Raw genomic sequence first — 15,904 nt, 5'->3', positions numbered from 1 at the left:
GGCGGGCGGGCACCCGCCGTCGTGCGCACCGGGACGCCGCACTATGAGGCTGCGACGCTGAGGCTGCCACGCTGCCCCGTGAGGCTGCGCTACGAGGCGACCGGTGCGAAGCTGTGCGCGGCCAGGATCGGGGCCGCCGCGTCCGAGGCGAGGAACCGCAGCACCTCGCGCGCCGCTGCCGGGTCGCTGGACGCGGTGGCGACGGCGCCGCCGAACACGGTGTCGATCGCGGAGTCAGGCGGCAGCACCCCCAGGATGCGCACACCGGTCTGCCCCACGAGCTCGCTGAGCTGCTGGAAGCCGAGGTCGACCTCGCCCTCGGCGAGGGAGCGGGCCACCGGGATGCCCGGGCGGGCGCGGACCATGCGGTCCCCGAGCTCCTCCCCCAGGCCCCAGCCCTCGATCATCTTCACGAGCGCCACGCCGCTGGGCCCGGTCGAGTAGCCAATCCGGCCGGCCTGCTGCAGGGCCGCGCGCAGGCCCGCGGCGTCGGGGAACGCGTAGCCGCCCCCGTGCGAGGCTGGTTCGTCGGAGCCCGAGGGAACCGCCACCGCGACCTGGGAGAGCATGAGCGGCGTCAGCGACTCCGCCTCCACGTGCCCGGCGTCGGCGAGCCGCTGGAGCGCATCCTGGGCGAGGAACACGAGGTCGAGCTGCTCGCCGTCCGCGACCCGCTGGGCGGCGTCCACGCCGCCGACCGACTCCAGCTCCACCTCGGGCAGGCCGGCCGCCACGGCGGCCGAGCCCAGATCGGCCAGGACGTGGCGGGTGGCCATCGAGGAGATCGCCTTCACGCGGCGTCCTCGAAGGACTCCGCGTCGACCTCGCGGGATGCAGCCTCGGCGTACCGCGGGCCCGAGACGGTCGAGGTTCCGATGAGCTCGCCCGCGCGGGCGAGCAGACCGGCGTCGACCGTGAGGTCCGCCGCGGCCTGGTTCTCGCGGAAGTGGTCCACCCGCGTCGTCCCCGGGATCGCCACGACGTTCTCTCCGCGCGAGAGCACCCAGGCAAGCGCGAGCTGGCCCGGGGTGCAGCCAGCCTCGGCCGCAAGGGCGCGCCACTGCGGCAGGAGGGACGCGTTGGCCGGCCAGTGTTCCGGCTGGAACCGCGGCATGTTCCGGCGGATGTCCTTCGGCGCGAACTCGTCCGGGTCCGCGAACCCGTCGCTGAGGAAGCCCCGCGCGAGGGGCGAGAACGCCACCAGTGCGACGCCGCTCTCCCGGGTCGCGTCGAGCATGCCGAGCTCGGGATTGCGGCTCCACAGCGAGTACTCGTTCTGCACCGCTGCGATCGGCGCGACGGCCTGGGCCTCGCGCAGGCGCTGCACCGACACCTCGGACAGGCCGATCGCGCCGATCTTGCCGGCGGACACCATCTCTGCGAGCGCTCCGACGCTCTCCCCGATCGGCACCTGCTTGTCCCAGCGGTGCAGGTAGTACAGGTCGATGTGGTCGACCCCGAGACGCCCCAGCGACGCGTCCACCTGCGCGCGCAGCGTCTCGGGGCGCCCGTCGATCCTCTTGACCCCGTCGACGATCGCCATGCCGCACTTGCTCGCGAGGAGCACCTCGTCGCGGCGCCCGGCGATCGCCTGGCCCACGAGCTCCTCGTTCCGGCCACCCCCGTACAGCGTGGCGGTGTCGAGCATCTTCACGCCCTCGTCGAGCGCCGTGCGGAGGAAGGCCAGGCCCTCCTCGACGGTCGGCGGAACGCCGTAGGCGTGGCTCAGCGACATGCAGCCGAGGCCGATCCTCGGAAGGGCCAACGTCATCCGAGCTGCTCCTCGAGCGCGCCGAGCACGCGGTAGCAGTCGATGACCTGGCGGACCGAGGAGTTCGGCTCGCGGCCCTCGCGGATCGCGCTGATGAACTCACGGTCCTGCAGCTCGATGCCGTTCATGCTCACAGCCACCTTCGACACGTCGATCTGCTCGTCCTTGCCGGTGTACAGGTCGTCGTACCGCGCGATGTAGGTCGCGGTGTCGCCGATGTAGCGGAAGAAGGTGCCGAACGGGCCGTCGTTGTTGAAGGACAGCGACAGGGTGCAGATGGCACCGGTCTCGCTCTTGAGCTGGATCGACATGTCCATGGCGATGCCGAGATCGGGGTTGATCGGGCCCTGGATGGCGTTGGCCTGGACGATCTTGCCGGCCTGGTAGGCGAACAGGTCCACCGTGTGGGCGGCGTGGTGCCACAGCAGGTGGTCGGTCCACGAGCGGGGCTCGCCCTTGGCGTTCGTGTTGGTGCGGCGGAAGAAGTACGTCTGGACGTCCATCTGCTGCACGTTGAACTCGCCGGCGGTGATCCGGTTGTGCACGAACTGGTGCGAGGGGTTGAAGCGGCGCGTGTGGCCCACCATCGCGACGCGGCCGGAAGCCTCTGCCGCCTCGGCAGCGGCGAGGGTCGCCTCCGCCTCGGCGAGGGAGTCGGCGAGCGGGATCTCGACCTCGACGTGCTTGCCGGCCTTGAGCACGGCCTGCGTCTGCGACGCGTGCAGGCCCGTCGGGGTCGCGAGGATCACGGCGTCGACGTCGTCGCGCTCGAGCACGGCGTCAAGCCCGACGACGGCGTTCGCCACGCCGTACTTCGCGGCCACACCGTCCGCCTTCTCCTGCGAGGTGGCGCTGACGACGGTCACTTCGGCGTCCTCGATGTTCTTCAGTCCGTCGAGGTGCTTCATGCCGAAGGCGCCGTTGGCACCGACGACGGCGACGCGGATTGTGTCGGTCATTCGTTACTCCTTTTCGCGGATCCGGATGAGGGTGTCAGGCGTTCGGAACGGCCGCGGTCTCCGCGGGTTCGGGGGCCGGCGCCTGATCCGCGGGCTCGGCCACGACCGTGTCGTCGGCGGAGTCGACGTGCGGTGCGACCGGGTTCGAGATCACGAGGTGCCCGACCGCCGTGTTGGAGGCCGGCACGTGGTAGAACCGGTGGTCGACTCGGGGCGCCTGGCCGCCGAACTGGTCGTCCATCGCGCCGCGGGCGATCAGCCAGTCCACGAGCTCGATGCCCTCGGAGCCCGCCTCGTCGACGTACTCCATGTGGTCCCACTCGGTCAGGCCCAGCGGATCGGCGATGAGGTGGTCGAGGAACGCGTTGTCCCACTCCTCGTTGATGAGGCCGGCGCGCGGGCCCTGGAGCTGGTGGCTCATGCCGCCGGTGCCCCAGATCTGCACGTTGAGCTCGGGGCCGTCCCACTTGTCGAGGGCGCGGCGCAGGGCCTTGCCGAGCTCGTAGCAGCGGCGGCCGGAGGGCACCGGGTACTGCACGACGTTGACGGCCAGCGGGATGACCTTGCAGGGCCATTCCTTGACGTCGCCGAAGACGAGCGAGAGCGGCACGGTGAGGCCGTGGTCCACGACCATCTCGTTGACGAGGGTGAGGTCGAAGTCGTCCTGGATGACGGACTGCGCGATGTGCGCGGCGAACTCGGGGTAGCCCTTCACATCCGGGACCGGGCGGGGGCCGTAGCCCTCGTCGGCCACGGGGTACTCGACGCCCGTGCCGAGCACGAAGGTCGGGATGATCGAGGAGTCGAACGCGGTCGCGTGGTCGTTGTAGACGAGGATGACGACGTCGGGCGTGTTCTCCTTGGCCCACTTGCGGGTCCACTCGTAGCCGTCGAAGACCTTCTTCCAGTACGGCTCCTGGGTCTTGCCGAGGTCCATCGCGGCGCCGATCGCCGGCACGTGGGAGGTGAACAGCGCCGAGGTGTACTTCGCCGGGGCGTTCTCGCGCATGGTCTCGGACTTCTCGTGCGGCGCCGGCGGCACCCACCCGTCGAGGTCCTTGGCGCGGTTGCCCTCCGGGCGGCGGCCGCCGCCGATCATCATGTCGCGGTAGGCGGCCTCTGACATGCCCGTCATGGAGCCGGCCATCTGCTGGAAGCTCAGGCCGTGGGTGGCGCCGATCTTGCTCAGGAAGTAGATGTTGCCGCCCTCCGCCATCATGGCGTTGAGGTCCATGTCGAGCACAGCCTGGCGCTGCTTGGGCGAGAGGGGCCACTCGTCGAGGTACGCCTCGCGGTCGGCGAGGTACCGCTCGCGGTTCTCGGGCTTCATCAGCGACATCGAGAACTGGTTCAGATGGTATCCCTTGCGGGCCATCTCGGCGTCGAAGATGATCGTGCCGGGAACCTGCTTGTACGGCTTGTCGAGTGCCATGTCATGCTCCTTCGGGCCAGTAGAGGCGCTGGGGATTGTCGACGAGGAGCCGCTGCTGCAGGTCCTCGGTCGTCGCAATCTGGGGGATATAGTCGACCAGGAGCCCGTCGTCGGGCATGTGGTCCTTGAGGTTGGGGTGGGGCCAGTCGGTACCCCACAGGACGCGGTCGGGGAACTCCTCAACCACGCGACGGGCGAACGGGACCACGTCCGTGTAGGCGTGCTGCTCGCCGTCCAGGGCGCGGGGCCCGGTGACGCTGAGCCGTTCGGGGCAGGAGACCTTGGTCCAGACGTTCGGGTTCTCGCGCATGAAGCGCAGGAAGAGCTCGAACTCGGGGCCGTCAGGGTCTTTCGTCACGTCGGGGCGGCCCATGTGGTCCACCACGACGTCGGTCGGGATGCTCGAGAAGAAGTCGTAGAGGTCCGGCAGGTCCGCGGCCTCGAAGTAGATCACGACGTGCCAGCCCAGAGGGGCGATCTTGGCGACGATCTCCTCGAGGGAGTCGGTGGGGACCCGGTCGACGAGGCGCTTGACGAAGTTGAAGCGGACGCCGCGGACGCCGGCCTCATGCAGCTCGGCGAGCTGCTCGTCCGTGACGTCGCGGCGGACGGTCGCGACGCCGCGGGCACGGCCCTGGCTGCGGCGCAGCGCGTCCACGAGCGCGCGGTTGTCCGCGCCGTGGCAGGTCGCCTGGACGATCACGTTGCGCTCGAAGCCGAGGTGGTCGCGCAGGGCGAAGAGCTGCTCCGCCGAGGCGTCGCACGGGGTGTACTTGCGCTCCGGTGCGTAGGGGAATTCGGCGCCGGGGCCGAACACGTGGCAGTGGGCGTCGACCGCCCCGGGCGGCAGCTGGAACGTGGGCTTGGTGGGGCCGTCGTACCAGTCCAGCCAGCCGGGGGTCTTCTCGAAGCCGCCGGTGGTGTCTCCGTGTGCCATGGTCACTCCTCCACGTACGTCAGGCCGGCGGCGGCAAGCGGCTCGCGCATGCCGTAGAGGTCGAGGCCGAGGACGCCCTCGCGGAACTTCTGCCGCTTCGACTCCTCGTTGTCCTCACGCTTCTGGCTCGCGTCGGCGACCGCGCCGGCGAGCTCGCGGGGCACCACGACGACGCCGTCGACGTCGGCGACGACAACGTCACCGGGGTTGACGAGCGCGTTGGCCACGACGACCGGGACGTTCACGGAGCCGAGCGTGGCCTTGACGGTGCCCTTGGCGTTGATGGCGCGGGAGAAGACCGGGAAGTCCATCTTCTCGAGGTCGGCCACGTCGCGCACGCCGCCGTCGATCACCAGGCCCTTGCAGCCGCGGGCGGTCAGCGACGTGGCGAGCAGCTCTCCGAAGAAGCCGTCCTCGCTCTCCGTGGTGCAGCCGGCGACGAGTACGTCGCCCTCCTGTACCTGCTCGGCCGCGGCGTGGAACATCCAGTTGTCGCCCGGCTGCAGCAGCACGGTCACGGCCGGGCCGCAGAGCTTCGCGCCCGTGTAGGCGGGGCGGATGTAGGGGCGCAGGAGCCCGACGCGGCCCATCGCCTCATGGATCGTGGCGACGCCGAACTGCGAGAGGCGGGCCACGTCCTTCGGGTCTGGGCGCTCGATGTTGGTGCGGATGATGCCGAGGTTGTTCAGTCGCAAGGGATTCCTCCTGTTCACAGCCCGCGCGCGGTCAGGGCGCGGTCAAGGCGCGGGTACACGCGGCGGGCATTGGCTTCGAAGACCTGCGCGCGCTGCGCGTCGGTCAGGTTCTCGGTGGCGTCGACGTAGCGCTTCGTATCGTCGAAGTAGTGGCCCGTGCGCGGGTCGATGTCGCGGACGGCGCCGATCATCTCGCTCGCGAAGAGGATGTTGTCCGTCGGGACGACCTTGGTGAGGAGGTCGATGCCCGGCTGGTGGTAGACGCACGTGTCGAAGAAGACGTTGCCGAGCAGGTGCTCCTCGAGCTCCGGCTTGCCCAGGGCCATCGCGAGGCCCCGGAAACGGCCCCAGTGGTAGGGCACCGCACCGCCGCCGTGCGGGATGACGAGCTTGAGGTCGGGGAAGTCGCGGAAGAGGTCGCCCTTGAGCAGCTGCATGAAGGCCGTGGTGTCGGCGTTGAGGTAGTGGTCGCCGGTGGTGTGGAAGACGGGCTTGCACGAGGTGCTCACGTGGACCATCGCGGGGATCTCGTACTCAACGAGCTTCTCGTACACCGGGTACCAGGAGCGGTCGGTCAGTGCCGGGGCGGTCCACTTGCCGCCGGAGGGATCGGGGTTGAGGTTGACGGCGACGGCGCCGAGCTCCTCGACGGCGCGGGTCAGCTCCTCAACCGTGGTGGCCGGGTCCTCGCCCGGGGACTGGGGCAGCATGGCGCCCATGAGGAAGCGGTCGGGGAAGAGCTCGCTGACCCGTGCGGCCAGGTCGTTGCAGATGCGGGCCCACGTCTTGCTGACCTCGAGGTCGCCGATGTGGTGGGCCATGAAGGAGGCGCGCGGGCTGAAGACCGTGAGGTCGCTGCCGCGCTCGTTCATGAGCTTGAGCTGGTTGGCCTCGATGGTCTCGCGGATGTCATCGTCGGAGATCTTCAGCGCCGCCGGATCAGGGGCTTCACCCTTGCCCTCGGTGAAGGCGATCTGCTGATCGCGCCAAGCACCGAGCTGGGCCGGCGCCGTCGTGTAGTGGCCGTGGATGTCGATGATCACCGAGTGTCGTCCTTGTCACGTTGAGGCTGGGTATATCTCAATGCTAGGGAGGGGCCCGGATGCAGTCGAATAGATTTTTCCCGCGGCCCACATAGATACCATCTATAGGTGGCCTTCACCGATCTGAACCAGCTTCGCACGTTTGTGGTGCTCTATGAACTGCGCAGCGTCACCGCCGTGGCCGAGCGGCTGCATGTCACGCAGCCCACCGTCAGCTACACGCTGCGGCGGCTTCGGACGCGGTTCGGGGACGAGCTGTTCAGGCGCGAGGGGCACGACATGGTGCCGACCTCGAGGGCCACGCAGCTGTTCGGGCCGATCCAGGAGGCACTCGCCCAGATCGACGCGACCGTCAACGAGACGGAGGCGTTCGACCCCGCCAAGTTCACCGGCGAGCTGATGCTCGGACTCACCTCGATCGGCGAGCAGACCTTCCTGCCGCCCATCATGACGGCGCTCGCGCAAGAGGGCGCGCGCCCGCACCTTCAGGTGGAGAGACTCGATTCGGGCGAGGTCGAGGACGGGCTCACCCGGGGGACGATCGACCTCGCGATCACGGTCTCGATGATCGGCAGCCCCGGGCTCTGGCGCTCGCACGTGCGCGCGGTCGAGTACGTGGCCCTCGTCTCGGGCGCCCACCCCCTCCCGCCCACGGGGCCCGGGATGTTCGCGGGCCGCCACTTCCTCCGGGTCTCGGCCCGCGGCGGCCACATCTTCCCGCTGCAGGTGCTCACCGACAACGGGCTCATGCAGCAGGTGGTGCTCACCGTCGAGGAGTACGCGACGGTGCCTGCCGTGCTGGAGGCAACGGACCTCGTGGTGCTGCTGCCGAGGCACGTGGCCGAGGTCTTCTGCGGCTGGTTCCCCGGCCTGCTGATCGCCGATCTGCCGTGGCCCGGCCAGAGCACCCCCGTGTCCCTGTACACCCGGCGCGATGCGAGCCTGACGCCGGCGCAGCGGTGGTTCCGCTCGCTGGTCCTGGGCGCCGTCCGCGAGTAGGGGCCGGAGCAGTAGCGGCGGCCCTCAGCTGCTCCGCTTGCGGTTCCAGCTCGCCTTCGCCGGGGCGAACGGGCTGCGCACGTGGATCGACCACGAGGAGTGCGGGTGGATCGAGAGGATGCAGCGCTCGTACCAGGCGCGCGCCTCGTCGCTGAGCTTGGGCACCACGGCGTCCTTGTCGACGTCGTCCTCCGGCCGCGGTCGCAGGGCCTTCCAGACGAGCTGCACCTCGGGGGCGCCGGTCGGAATGCCGCCGATGTCCAGCACCGCACGGTCCCACGGCAGCTGCAGGCGGGGGTCCCGCTTGTAGACCCACGCGCGCGGCGCGCCGTCCTCCACGTTGATCCTGAGCACCCACGCGTCCTTCTCGACGTCGCGCACGAGCACGGGCTGCACCTCGTCGCTCGGGCCGACCTCCGCGAACGGCACGAGCTCCTCCTCGTCGCGCACGGCCCACGCCTCGTACCCTGCGGGGAGGCTTGCCACGAGCTGCGGCAGGTCGCCGTGCACCACGCTCACGTCCGTGTTGGGCCGCTCGCGGATGGGCTCGCCCAGCCAGCGGTCGAGCGCGACGCCGCCCGAGAGCCACCAGCGGACGGGCGATGCGGCGAGCAGGTCCGCAACAGCCTGCGGCGCGAGAGGATCGCGTCTTGTCTCGGGAGTCGGTGCGGAAGGGGCCATGGACCAAGCGTACCCACGCGCCTGTGAGGCGATGCTCGCTCCGTGAGAGGGCGTACGGTCGGATGAGGCCACTCGAGGCGGGAGGATCCGATGGCAGGAACGGCGCGGACCATGCGGGCGGCGTTCGTCCGCCGGCTCGGCGGCACCGAGAACATTGAGGTGGGGCACCTGCCCGTGCCGGAGATCGGGCCGACCGACGCGCTCGTGCGGATGGAGGCCAGCACCGTCAACCACGTGGACCTGTTCGTCCGCTCCGGGGCGTACCGGACCGCGACTCCCTTCCCGTTCGTGATCGGGCGGGACCTCGTGGGCACGGTCGAGCAGGCGGGCCCGGGCGTCGTCGGGTTCGTCCCCGGAGACCGGGTCTGGACCAACAGCCTCGGGCACGCCGGGCGGCAGGGCGCCTTCGCTGAGTATGCGGTGGTGGCGGAGGACAGGCTCTATCCCCTGCCCACGGGCGTCGCCCCCTCGGCCGCCGCTCCCGTCCTGCACGCCGCGGCGACGGCCTATCTGGGCCTCGTGCGCGAGGCGGAGCTCCAGCTGGGCGAGACGGTTTACGTGGCCGGGGGCGGCGGAGCTGTCGGCGGGGCGGCCATCCAGCTGGCCAAGGCCATGGGCGCCCGCGTCCTCACCTCCGCATCGGCGGCCGACGCCGGATGGTGCCGCTCGCTGGGAGCGGACGTCACGCTGGACTACCGCGAGCCGGGGCTCGCGGGAAGGATCGCCGAAGCGGCACCGGACGGGATCGACGTGTGGTGGGACACCAGCGGCCACCACGACTTCGAGACCACCGCGCCGCTCCTGCGCCTCGGCGCCCGGGCGATCCTCATGGCTGGCATGGATGCCGCGCCGGTCCTGCCCGTCGGCGACCTGTACACGCGGGATGCCAAGCTGCTGGGCTTCGCCATCAGCAACGCCTCGGTCACCGACCTTGCCAGGGCGGCGCGCGTGATCAACGGCCTCCTGGCGGCAGGGAGGCTGGTCTCCCGGATCGGCGCGACGTTCCGCCTCGCTGACGCGGCGCAGGCGCACGAGGCGATGGCCACCGGAGGCGTCCGGGGCCGGGTGCTGGTCCTTCCCTGACGTCACGCCGTGACGCGCGACGGCGCGCGGCGGGCCTCCGTGCGGAAGCCGGCCACGCGCCGTCGTGCGTCAGGAAGGTGCAGTGCTCCTAGGCGACAGGCTCCGGGGTGAGCGCCGCGGCGGAGCGGCGTCCGCGGACGTCGCGGGCCACGATGACCCCCAGGAACACTGCCGAGAGGAGCGCAGCGCCGCCGAACATGAGGAAGTTCGTTGCGGGCGGGATGGTCTTCGTGGCCAGGAGGAGGCCGGAGAGCTGCGGGGCCAGGACCGCCCCGATGCGTCCCACGCCGAGGGCCCAGCCGAGCGCGGTGCCGCGCAGCTCGCTCGGGTAGTGCGAGGCGATGGCGCCGATCACGAGGGACTGGGTGCCGTGGGTGCCCACGCCGGCCACCACGAGGGCGGCGTAGATGAACACGGTGTTCGAGGCGGGCGCCACGATGAGTGCCACGAGTCCGACGCCGGCGAGCGCCGCGGCGATGACGGAGACCTTGACGGTCCCGAACTTGTCGCCGGCCCACGCGGTGATGATGGAGCCGGCCACCGCGCCGAGGTTGAGGGCGATCGTGAAGGTCAGTGCGGGGCCGAGGTCGGAGCCCGAGTCGCGCATGATCTTGGGCAGCTGGGTGCCGAGGCCGTACCACGCGAAGAGCGTGAAGAGCGTGGAGACGGCGAACAGGACGGAGATCCAGCCGAACCCGTTGCGGAACAGGCCACCGAACCCGCCGCGCGGGGCGCCTTCCGAGACGGCAGCGGCCGACGCCGCGTCCTCGGCTGCCGTCCGCGCTGCGCCGAGCGTCTCGGGGAAGAACCGCAGGCCGAGGGGCACGAAGACCACGAGGGGGATGAAAGCGACGAGGAACATCGACTGCCAGCCGAAGGCCGGGATCATGCCGAGGCCGAGCAGTGCGGCGATGGTTCCGCCGATCGGCACGCCGGACATCATGAGGGTGGCCATCGAGCCGCGCCACTTGGCGGGGATGAGCTCGGCGGCGAGGGCGTTCGCCGACGGCACGAGGCCGCCGAGGCCGAGGCCGGCGACGAGGCGCAGCGCCGCGAAGGCGATCGCACCGGGGGCGAACGCGCACAGGACGGTCGCCACCGAGAACACCACGGTGCACAGGATGATGGCCTTCTTTCGGCCCCAGCTGTCCGAGAGCCGGCCGGCGAAGACGGCGCCGAGCATCATGCCCACGAACGCCATCGAGCCAATGGTGCCGGCCGAGGCCGCGTTGAGGCCCCAGCCGGTGTTCTCGATGAGGTTGTTCTGCACGGAGCCATAGACGATGAGGTCGTAGCCGTCGAAGACGACCAGGGCCCAGCAGATGGCGACGGCGATGACGGCGGCGCGCCGGCTCGGGCCCGAGGGGGCGTCCGCGCGGCCCACGGCGTCGTTGCCGGAAACGGGCGAGGAGGTTTGTGACATGCATCTCAGGGTGAGGTACGGCACGTCGTGGGCTCAAAAAAGTTCTGTTGTGCAGAACTTGACACCCGAGTAACGCGAATTCTGCCGGTTTGTTCTGCTGTGCAGAACGTTCCGCGGTGACGCGGTCAGTCCGGCCGCCCCTTCCAGGATGACGTCCGCGACGAGGTCTGGCAGGTTGAAGGGAATGAAGTGGTTGCACGCCACGATGCGCACATCGGCGACCCTCTGACGTGCAAGCGCCACATTCTGCTGGTCGTTGAATGGATCGCTGTCGCCGAGCAGGACCGTCGTCGGAATGCTTTCCCACGCCGCAGCAGGGACCGGATCGGAGAGCGTGCGCCTGCCGACGGGCCTGCGGGGATGGGAGTCCAGAAAGGCCCGCGCCGCCGCCGTGAGTCCCGGGTCCTCATTCCACCATCCGCCGCGCGGGAGGAACTGGCCCTCCTCATCCCAGACGATTGCAGGGTTCCCGTCTAAAAGCGAGGAGTCGCGGGTGTGCGGCTGCACGGGCTGGGGGACCGAGGAGACATAGACCAGCCTCGCTACGCTTTCGTGTCCCGCAGCGGAGATCCCGGCGACATCGCACCCGTAGGACCAGCCCGCCACGACGATCGGTCCCCTGCCGAGAGAGCGCAAGGCAGCCTTCACCACCTCGACGTCGTCGAGCAGCCCTGCCCCCGGAACCCGATGGGACACGAGATCCGGGACCACAACCTCAACGCCGCGGGCGGCCAGCCGGTCCCGCACCCACTGCCAGTCCTGGGGCGCCCCCCACATGCCGTGGACCAGCACCACGGCCTGAACTGCAGGCGCACGCGCCGGTTCGCTCATGCGACGACGGTAGGGCTCGGGGTGGGTGGCCGCAAGGAGAGGAGTGCCGGCCGGGGGAACGCGACCCTTGCAGCTTGGTGCCGACGGCGGTGAACTTGTTGAGTGAAGGCTGCAGCCATCGGTATCGACGTCGCTCTTATCGGCGGCAGGGGACACGACCTCGTGGCGTTGGACTCGTCTCGCCGGATAGTCGAGAGCATCCGCCACATTCGGGATCTCGGCCTGCTCAAACGAACCGTCGACGCGCTGGCACCCGACGTTGTCTGCATTGATTCGCCCTCGCAATGGGCTGAGCGCGGCGTCCGCAGGCCTGCCGAGCTGGATCTGACGCGACGGGGAATCAACCTGTATGCGACGCCGTCGGAAGACCGCGTCCGCCAGTTCCACCTCTGGATGCGCGACGGAATGGCTGTCTACGCAGCACTCGCTGATGACTACCCGCGGTACACCGGCGGCAGCGTGCTCTGGACCGCGGCCGAGTTCTATCCGCACGCGTCCGCGGTCGCGCTGGCCGGGCACATCGGGGAATTCACCGACAAGGTCCGGTTCCGCCGGCAGGTGCTCGCCACACAGGGAATCAAGGAGTCGGAACTGGCTGGCGCCGACCTGGTAGATGCAGCTGTCGGCGCCCTCACCGGACTCATCGCCCTCGAGGGAGCGCACACCTGGGTCGGTGAGGACCGGGACGCCATGCTCATTCCGGTGCGCGAATTGCACGACAGGTACGAGCGCGTCCCCGCGACGCCAGCTCACAGCAGCAGACGCGAAACCCCGCGTCGCGTCGTCGACGAGAACCGCCGAGAGTGCCAGTGCGGGTGCGGCGGCCCTCCTGCACGGCCGACCTCGCGCTTCCTTCCAGGCCATGACAACCGGATCAATCCCGCCACGGGCCAAAGATGGAATGGCTTGCCGGTGCGCCACACTGTCTGAGGCGAGGGCAGCAAAGTAAGGGTGAGACGATCGGCAGAGTCGGGCACGTACTACCGCATGAACCATTCGACGGCCCGCCTGCTCACGAGCCTCCGCGGTCGCGGAGGCTCCTCAGAGCGACGACCGCGCGATCTAGTGACCCGAAGCGCTGCGAGCAGTACAACGGTGTCGTGGACGACATGCCGGATGCTCCCAATACACCCCAAGGGCACGGACACCCGAGCGACCTTCCCGAGCTCCCCGGAGTGACCCACAGGTTCGTGGGGCTTCCCTCGGGTCTGCGGATGCACGTCGCCGAGGCCGGCGAGCGGGAGGCGCCCGCCGTCGTCCTCCTCCACGGGTTCCCCCAGAACTGGTGGGAGTGGCGCAAGGTGATCCCGCAGCTCGCCGAGCGCTATCGGGTGATCGCGCCGGACCTGCGCGGCGCGGGATGGACGGACGCGCCCGCGGAGGGCTACACGGTCAACGGGATGGTTGCCGACGTCGTGGCCCTGCTCGATGCGCTGGCGCTCCCCCGGGTGGGGCTCATCGCGCACGACTTCAGTGCGTTCATCGGCTATCGCCTCTGCTTCGACTACCCCGATCGGATCGGCGCCTACCTCTGCCTCGGCCCGCATCCCTACATCCGTCTCGGCTTCAAGCCACAGATGCTGGCGGGTCTGGCCCAGCTGTGGTTCCAGCCGGTGGTCGCCGCGCCCGGGCTGGGGCCATGGGTGCTGAGCGGCCGGGCACTTCCCCACCACCTGCTCAGCGGCTTCACCGATTCCATCAGCGAGGAGGACACCGCGGTCTTCACCCGGAGACTGCATGCTCCGGGGCATCCCGAGGCGGGGTCCGCGCTGTACAGGAACCTGATTCTGCCGGAGATGGGGCGTTTGGTTTCGGGCAAGTACGGCCAGAACCGCCTCACGGTACCGACAGTCGCCCTCCTGGGCAGCGACGACCGCGCCGTCCTCCCGGACATGCTGGCCGTGGACGGGGACCGCGCGGACGACCTCACCGGCCACATGGTCGACGGCGCCGCGCACTTCCTCGCAGACGACCGTCCCGACGCTGTGGTGCAGCACGCGCTCGAACTGTTCAGCCGCGCCCTCTGACGGGAAGAAGAATCCGACCTGGCTCCTCCTCAGAGGTGCGACTTGATGAACTCCAGAATCTTCTCGATCTCCCGGGCTGCCATGGCCCGCGTCGATGGACTTGCGCCAACGCCACCGGGTCGCCGGTCGATGCGATGGGCAGTCGCGACATCCCGAAGACTATCCGCGCACGTCCGTAAACGTCGATACAGCGTGCGGCTTTGCCTATGACAGCCTGAGAAATTAAGTGCGAATCAGCTCTCAGCCTTCGGCGCACAACGGCGGCCGGGCACCCGCCGTCGTCAGCTCTCCGCCTGCGGCCCCGCGGCGTCGCCGGGCACCACGTCCTGGACGACCTCGTTGTGGCGGAGGAACCATGGCTTGAACGGCGGGTCGAATCGGGCGAAGCGGGGTGGCCCGGACGGTCTCATTTCGGCTGCGGCCAGGGCATCCTGGAGTTGGCGATTGCGCTTGGCGAAGTCGGATTCGGTTCCCCTGCCGGAGAAGCGGACGACGGCTGCGACGCAGGCGGGCACCGTCCGAATCCTCACCCGCGGGTCGGCGGGGATCGGGGCCGCATCCTCGGTCATTCCCGCGGGGAGCACGAAGGCCACCACATACCGGCCCTCGTCCGAGCCGCCTTCAGCGAGACCCAGCGGCCCTTCCTGGAGCACCGGCGCCGTCATCTGCACCTTCTGCGACTGGGACGTCCGGGGCGCGGAGGCTTGGAGCACGGGCGCGGTCATCTCCACCGACTGGCGGGACGTGTTGTTGCCGCTGATGTAGTTGAACAGGTAGCGGAAAGCAGCGTTGCCCGCCCTGTCGAAGGTGCCGCGGACCTCCACCTCGGCCACGGCATACGCCGGGTAACGCCGCAGCTCGAAGTCCGCGTACCGCCGCACAAGCTCGTAGGGCTGCTGTTCCGTCATGGCGCCTCAGACGCCACGCCGAGTGTCGGGCCCCGCCTCAACTACACGCTTGATGTCCGCCAGGACAGGCGCCCAGGAGTTGGCGACCATGGTGTCGGCATCGGCCTGGGTCGGGCTGTTCCCGTGGGTCAGCGTCAGGATGGTGGCGCCGTCGTGCTCCGCCAACTCATAGGTGACGTGGTGGTAGTTCTCCGGGGCGTCCTCGCTGCCGGCCATCGGGCTCCAGTGGGTCGTGCTCACGACCCTCGGCGGCTCGAACCGTAGAACAGTGCCCTTGTCGGTGTAGGACTGGCCCTTCCACTCGCCGCTCCAGGTCACGGCACCCCCGGGCCGCCAATCAGCCTCAAGCGTGGTCCCGTGCAGGTACTTCGAGACGGTCTGAGGGTTGATCAGCGCGTCCCACACGCGCTCAATCGGGGCGTTGATCTCGATCGACGTCTGAGCTGAGTACGTGTCTGCCATGGCGTGATGCTACTGCCGCGCCACGGAGGGGGCGAGGGCCGCCGCTGCGTTCAGGATGGCCATCCGCGCGTCTGCCCCAGTCAGAGCGAGCGCACGACGCCGGGCTCCCATCCGCCGTCGTGCGCTCGCCGTGAGCCGCTCTGGGCCCCTCCCGTCACTCGTCGTCGTGCTCGGTGAGGATCTGCGCCAGCGTTTCGAGATCGGCGTGGACCTGGCGTGAATAGGCCTTGTTGACGAGGGGGTCGGCGATCCGGCCGAAGACCCCACCAAGGCCCGGGGCCGCGTCGAGGTGGTAGTTGAGGCGCGTGCCGCCTCCCTCGGGGGTCAGCGTGTAGGCCCCGGAGATGCCGACCTTGCCCTCGACCGACTTGAAGGCCGAGGTTGTAGGGCGGTCGTGCACGCTGACCTCCATGGTCCAGTCGAACGTGCGGCCGAGGATCCTGCTCGCTCCCCTGATCCTGGACCCGGCGCCAACGGGGCCGTCACCTTCGAGCTCGGCACGGACGGTGTTGGCCTGGAATGACGGGAAGTTCGCTGGCTCCGTGATGTAGTCGAAGACCCGCTCGGGGGTTGCGTTGATGAGGATGCTGTCGTCGGTGGTGGGCATGATGGGCGCTCGATTCCAAAAGGTGCGGCCATAGAGCGCGAGGGTG

Annotated in this window: 17 protein-coding genes; 4 read left to right on the top strand and 13 right to left on the bottom strand. The window is 69.6% G+C overall.

The genetic code is table 11. From position 1 onward, the window contains the following. Positions 1 to 89: 89 nt before the first annotated feature. From IE231_RS09300 to IE231_RS09270, 7 genes are read right to left on the bottom strand one after another with little or no spacing between them, the layout of a single operon-like run. Complete coding sequence (locus IE231_RS09300) at positions 90 to 794, bottom strand: substrate-binding domain-containing protein (protein WP_189693681.1); 705 nt, start codon at positions 792 to 794, stop codon at positions 90 to 92. Beyond that, entirely contained in the window at positions 791 to 1,771 is a 981-nt protein-coding gene (locus IE231_RS09295) for an aldo/keto reductase (protein ID WP_189693680.1), read from the bottom strand. The genes IE231_RS09300 and IE231_RS09295 overlap by 4 nt, the downstream gene beginning before the upstream one ends. Further along, complete coding sequence (locus IE231_RS09290; RefSeq protein WP_189693679.1) at positions 1,768 to 2,730, bottom strand: Gfo/Idh/MocA family oxidoreductase; 963 nt, start codon at positions 2,728 to 2,730, stop codon at positions 1,768 to 1,770. The genes IE231_RS09295 and IE231_RS09290 overlap by 4 nt, the downstream gene beginning before the upstream one ends. 34 nt (positions 2,731 to 2,764) lie before the next feature. Further along, positions 2,765 to 4,162 carry a protocatechuate 4,5-dioxygenase subunit alpha/beta gene (locus IE231_RS09285; protein WP_229866610.1) on the bottom strand — a complete coding sequence of 466 codons (1,398 nt, stop codon included), beginning with the start codon at positions 4,160 to 4,162 and terminating at the stop codon, positions 2,765 to 2,767. A gap of 1 nt (position 4,163) precedes the next feature. Continuing rightward, positions 4,164 to 5,099 (bottom strand): amidohydrolase family protein, encoded by a 936-nt coding sequence (locus IE231_RS09280; protein ID WP_189693678.1) that lies wholly within the window; start codon positions 5,097 to 5,099, stop codon positions 4,164 to 4,166. A 2-nt stretch (positions 5,100 to 5,101) separates the two neighbouring features. Beyond that, positions 5,102 to 5,794: a 4-carboxy-4-hydroxy-2-oxoadipate aldolase/oxaloacetate decarboxylase gene (gene ligK, locus IE231_RS09275; RefSeq protein ID WP_201896968.1), complete on the bottom strand. Its 693-nt coding sequence runs from the start codon at positions 5,792 to 5,794 to the stop codon at positions 5,102 to 5,104. A gap of 14 nt (positions 5,795 to 5,808) precedes the next feature. Continuing rightward, complete coding sequence (locus tag IE231_RS09270) at positions 5,809 to 6,837, bottom strand: amidohydrolase family protein (RefSeq protein WP_189693677.1); 1,029 nt, start codon at positions 6,835 to 6,837, stop codon at positions 5,809 to 5,811. Between the two features lie 108 nt (positions 6,838 to 6,945). On the opposite strand from IE231_RS09270, the gene IE231_RS09265 reads away from it, so the two are divergent. Next, positions 6,946 to 7,836, top strand: coding sequence for a LysR family transcriptional regulator (locus IE231_RS09265; RefSeq protein WP_189693676.1), 891 nt, complete (start codon positions 6,946 to 6,948; stop codon positions 7,834 to 7,836). A gap of 24 nt (positions 7,837 to 7,860) precedes the next feature. Here IE231_RS09265 and IE231_RS09260 read toward each other — a convergent pair whose 3' ends face one another. Further along, complete coding sequence (locus IE231_RS09260) at positions 7,861 to 8,517, bottom strand: hypothetical protein (protein WP_189693675.1); 657 nt, start codon at positions 8,515 to 8,517, stop codon at positions 7,861 to 7,863. 90 nt (positions 8,518 to 8,607) lie between these two features. Here IE231_RS09260 and IE231_RS09255 point away from each other — a divergent pair, with 90 nt between their 5' ends. Then, the gene (locus IE231_RS09255; RefSeq protein WP_229866609.1) at positions 8,608 to 9,600 is read left to right on the top strand and encodes an NADPH:quinone reductase; all 993 of its coding nucleotides are present in this window, start codon (positions 8,608 to 8,610) and stop codon (positions 9,598 to 9,600) included. An 88-nt stretch (positions 9,601 to 9,688) separates the two neighbouring features. Here IE231_RS09255 and IE231_RS09250 read toward each other — a convergent pair whose 3' ends face one another. Together IE231_RS09250 and IE231_RS09245 are read right to left on the bottom strand one after the other, a co-directional pair. Continuing rightward, a complete protein-coding gene (locus IE231_RS09250; protein ID WP_189693674.1) occupies positions 9,689 to 11,023 on the bottom strand; it encodes an MFS transporter in 1,335 nt (444 codons plus the stop codon). A gap of 33 nt (positions 11,024 to 11,056) precedes the next feature. Further along, positions 11,057 to 11,854, bottom strand: coding sequence for an alpha/beta fold hydrolase (locus IE231_RS09245; protein ID WP_189693673.1), 798 nt, complete (start codon positions 11,852 to 11,854; stop codon positions 11,057 to 11,059). Positions 11,855 to 11,956: 102 nt separating this feature from the next. Between IE231_RS09245 and IE231_RS09240 the strand changes: the two genes are divergently transcribed. Both IE231_RS09240 and IE231_RS09235 read left to right on the top strand, forming a co-directional pair. Next, positions 11,957 to 12,784, top strand: a complete 828-nt coding sequence (locus tag IE231_RS09240; RefSeq protein WP_189693672.1) for a DUF429 domain-containing protein — start codon at positions 11,957 to 11,959, stop codon at positions 12,782 to 12,784. A gap of 179 nt (positions 12,785 to 12,963) precedes the next feature. After that, the gene (locus IE231_RS09235) at positions 12,964 to 13,881 is read left to right on the top strand and encodes an alpha/beta fold hydrolase (RefSeq protein ID WP_189693829.1); all 918 of its coding nucleotides are present in this window, start codon (positions 12,964 to 12,966) and stop codon (positions 13,879 to 13,881) included. A gap of 281 nt (positions 13,882 to 14,162) precedes the next feature. On the opposite strand, the gene IE231_RS09230 is transcribed toward IE231_RS09235, so the two are convergent. The 3 genes from IE231_RS09230 to IE231_RS09220 all read right to left on the bottom strand — a co-directional run bounded on the left by IE231_RS09230 (position 14,163) and on the right by IE231_RS09220 (position 15,858). Then, positions 14,163 to 14,789 (bottom strand): SOUL family heme-binding protein, encoded by a 627-nt coding sequence (locus IE231_RS09230; protein ID WP_189693671.1) that lies wholly within the window; start codon positions 14,787 to 14,789, stop codon positions 14,163 to 14,165. Positions 14,790 to 14,795: 6 nt separating this feature from the next. Beyond that, positions 14,796 to 15,251, bottom strand: a complete 456-nt coding sequence (locus tag IE231_RS09225) for an SRPBCC domain-containing protein (RefSeq protein WP_189693670.1) — start codon at positions 15,249 to 15,251, stop codon at positions 14,796 to 14,798. Positions 15,252 to 15,405: 154 nt separating this feature from the next. Next, positions 15,406 to 15,858, bottom strand: coding sequence for an SRPBCC family protein (locus tag IE231_RS09220; RefSeq protein ID WP_189693669.1), 453 nt, complete (start codon positions 15,856 to 15,858; stop codon positions 15,406 to 15,408). Between the last annotated feature and the right edge of the window lie 46 nt (positions 15,859 to 15,904).

Source organism: Sinomonas cellulolyticus, from assembly GCF_014656475.1.
Lineage (GTDB): Bacteria > Actinomycetota > Actinomycetes > Actinomycetales > Micrococcaceae > Sinomonas > Sinomonas cellulolyticus.
This window is presented reverse-complemented; position numbering and strand designations above follow the sequence as displayed.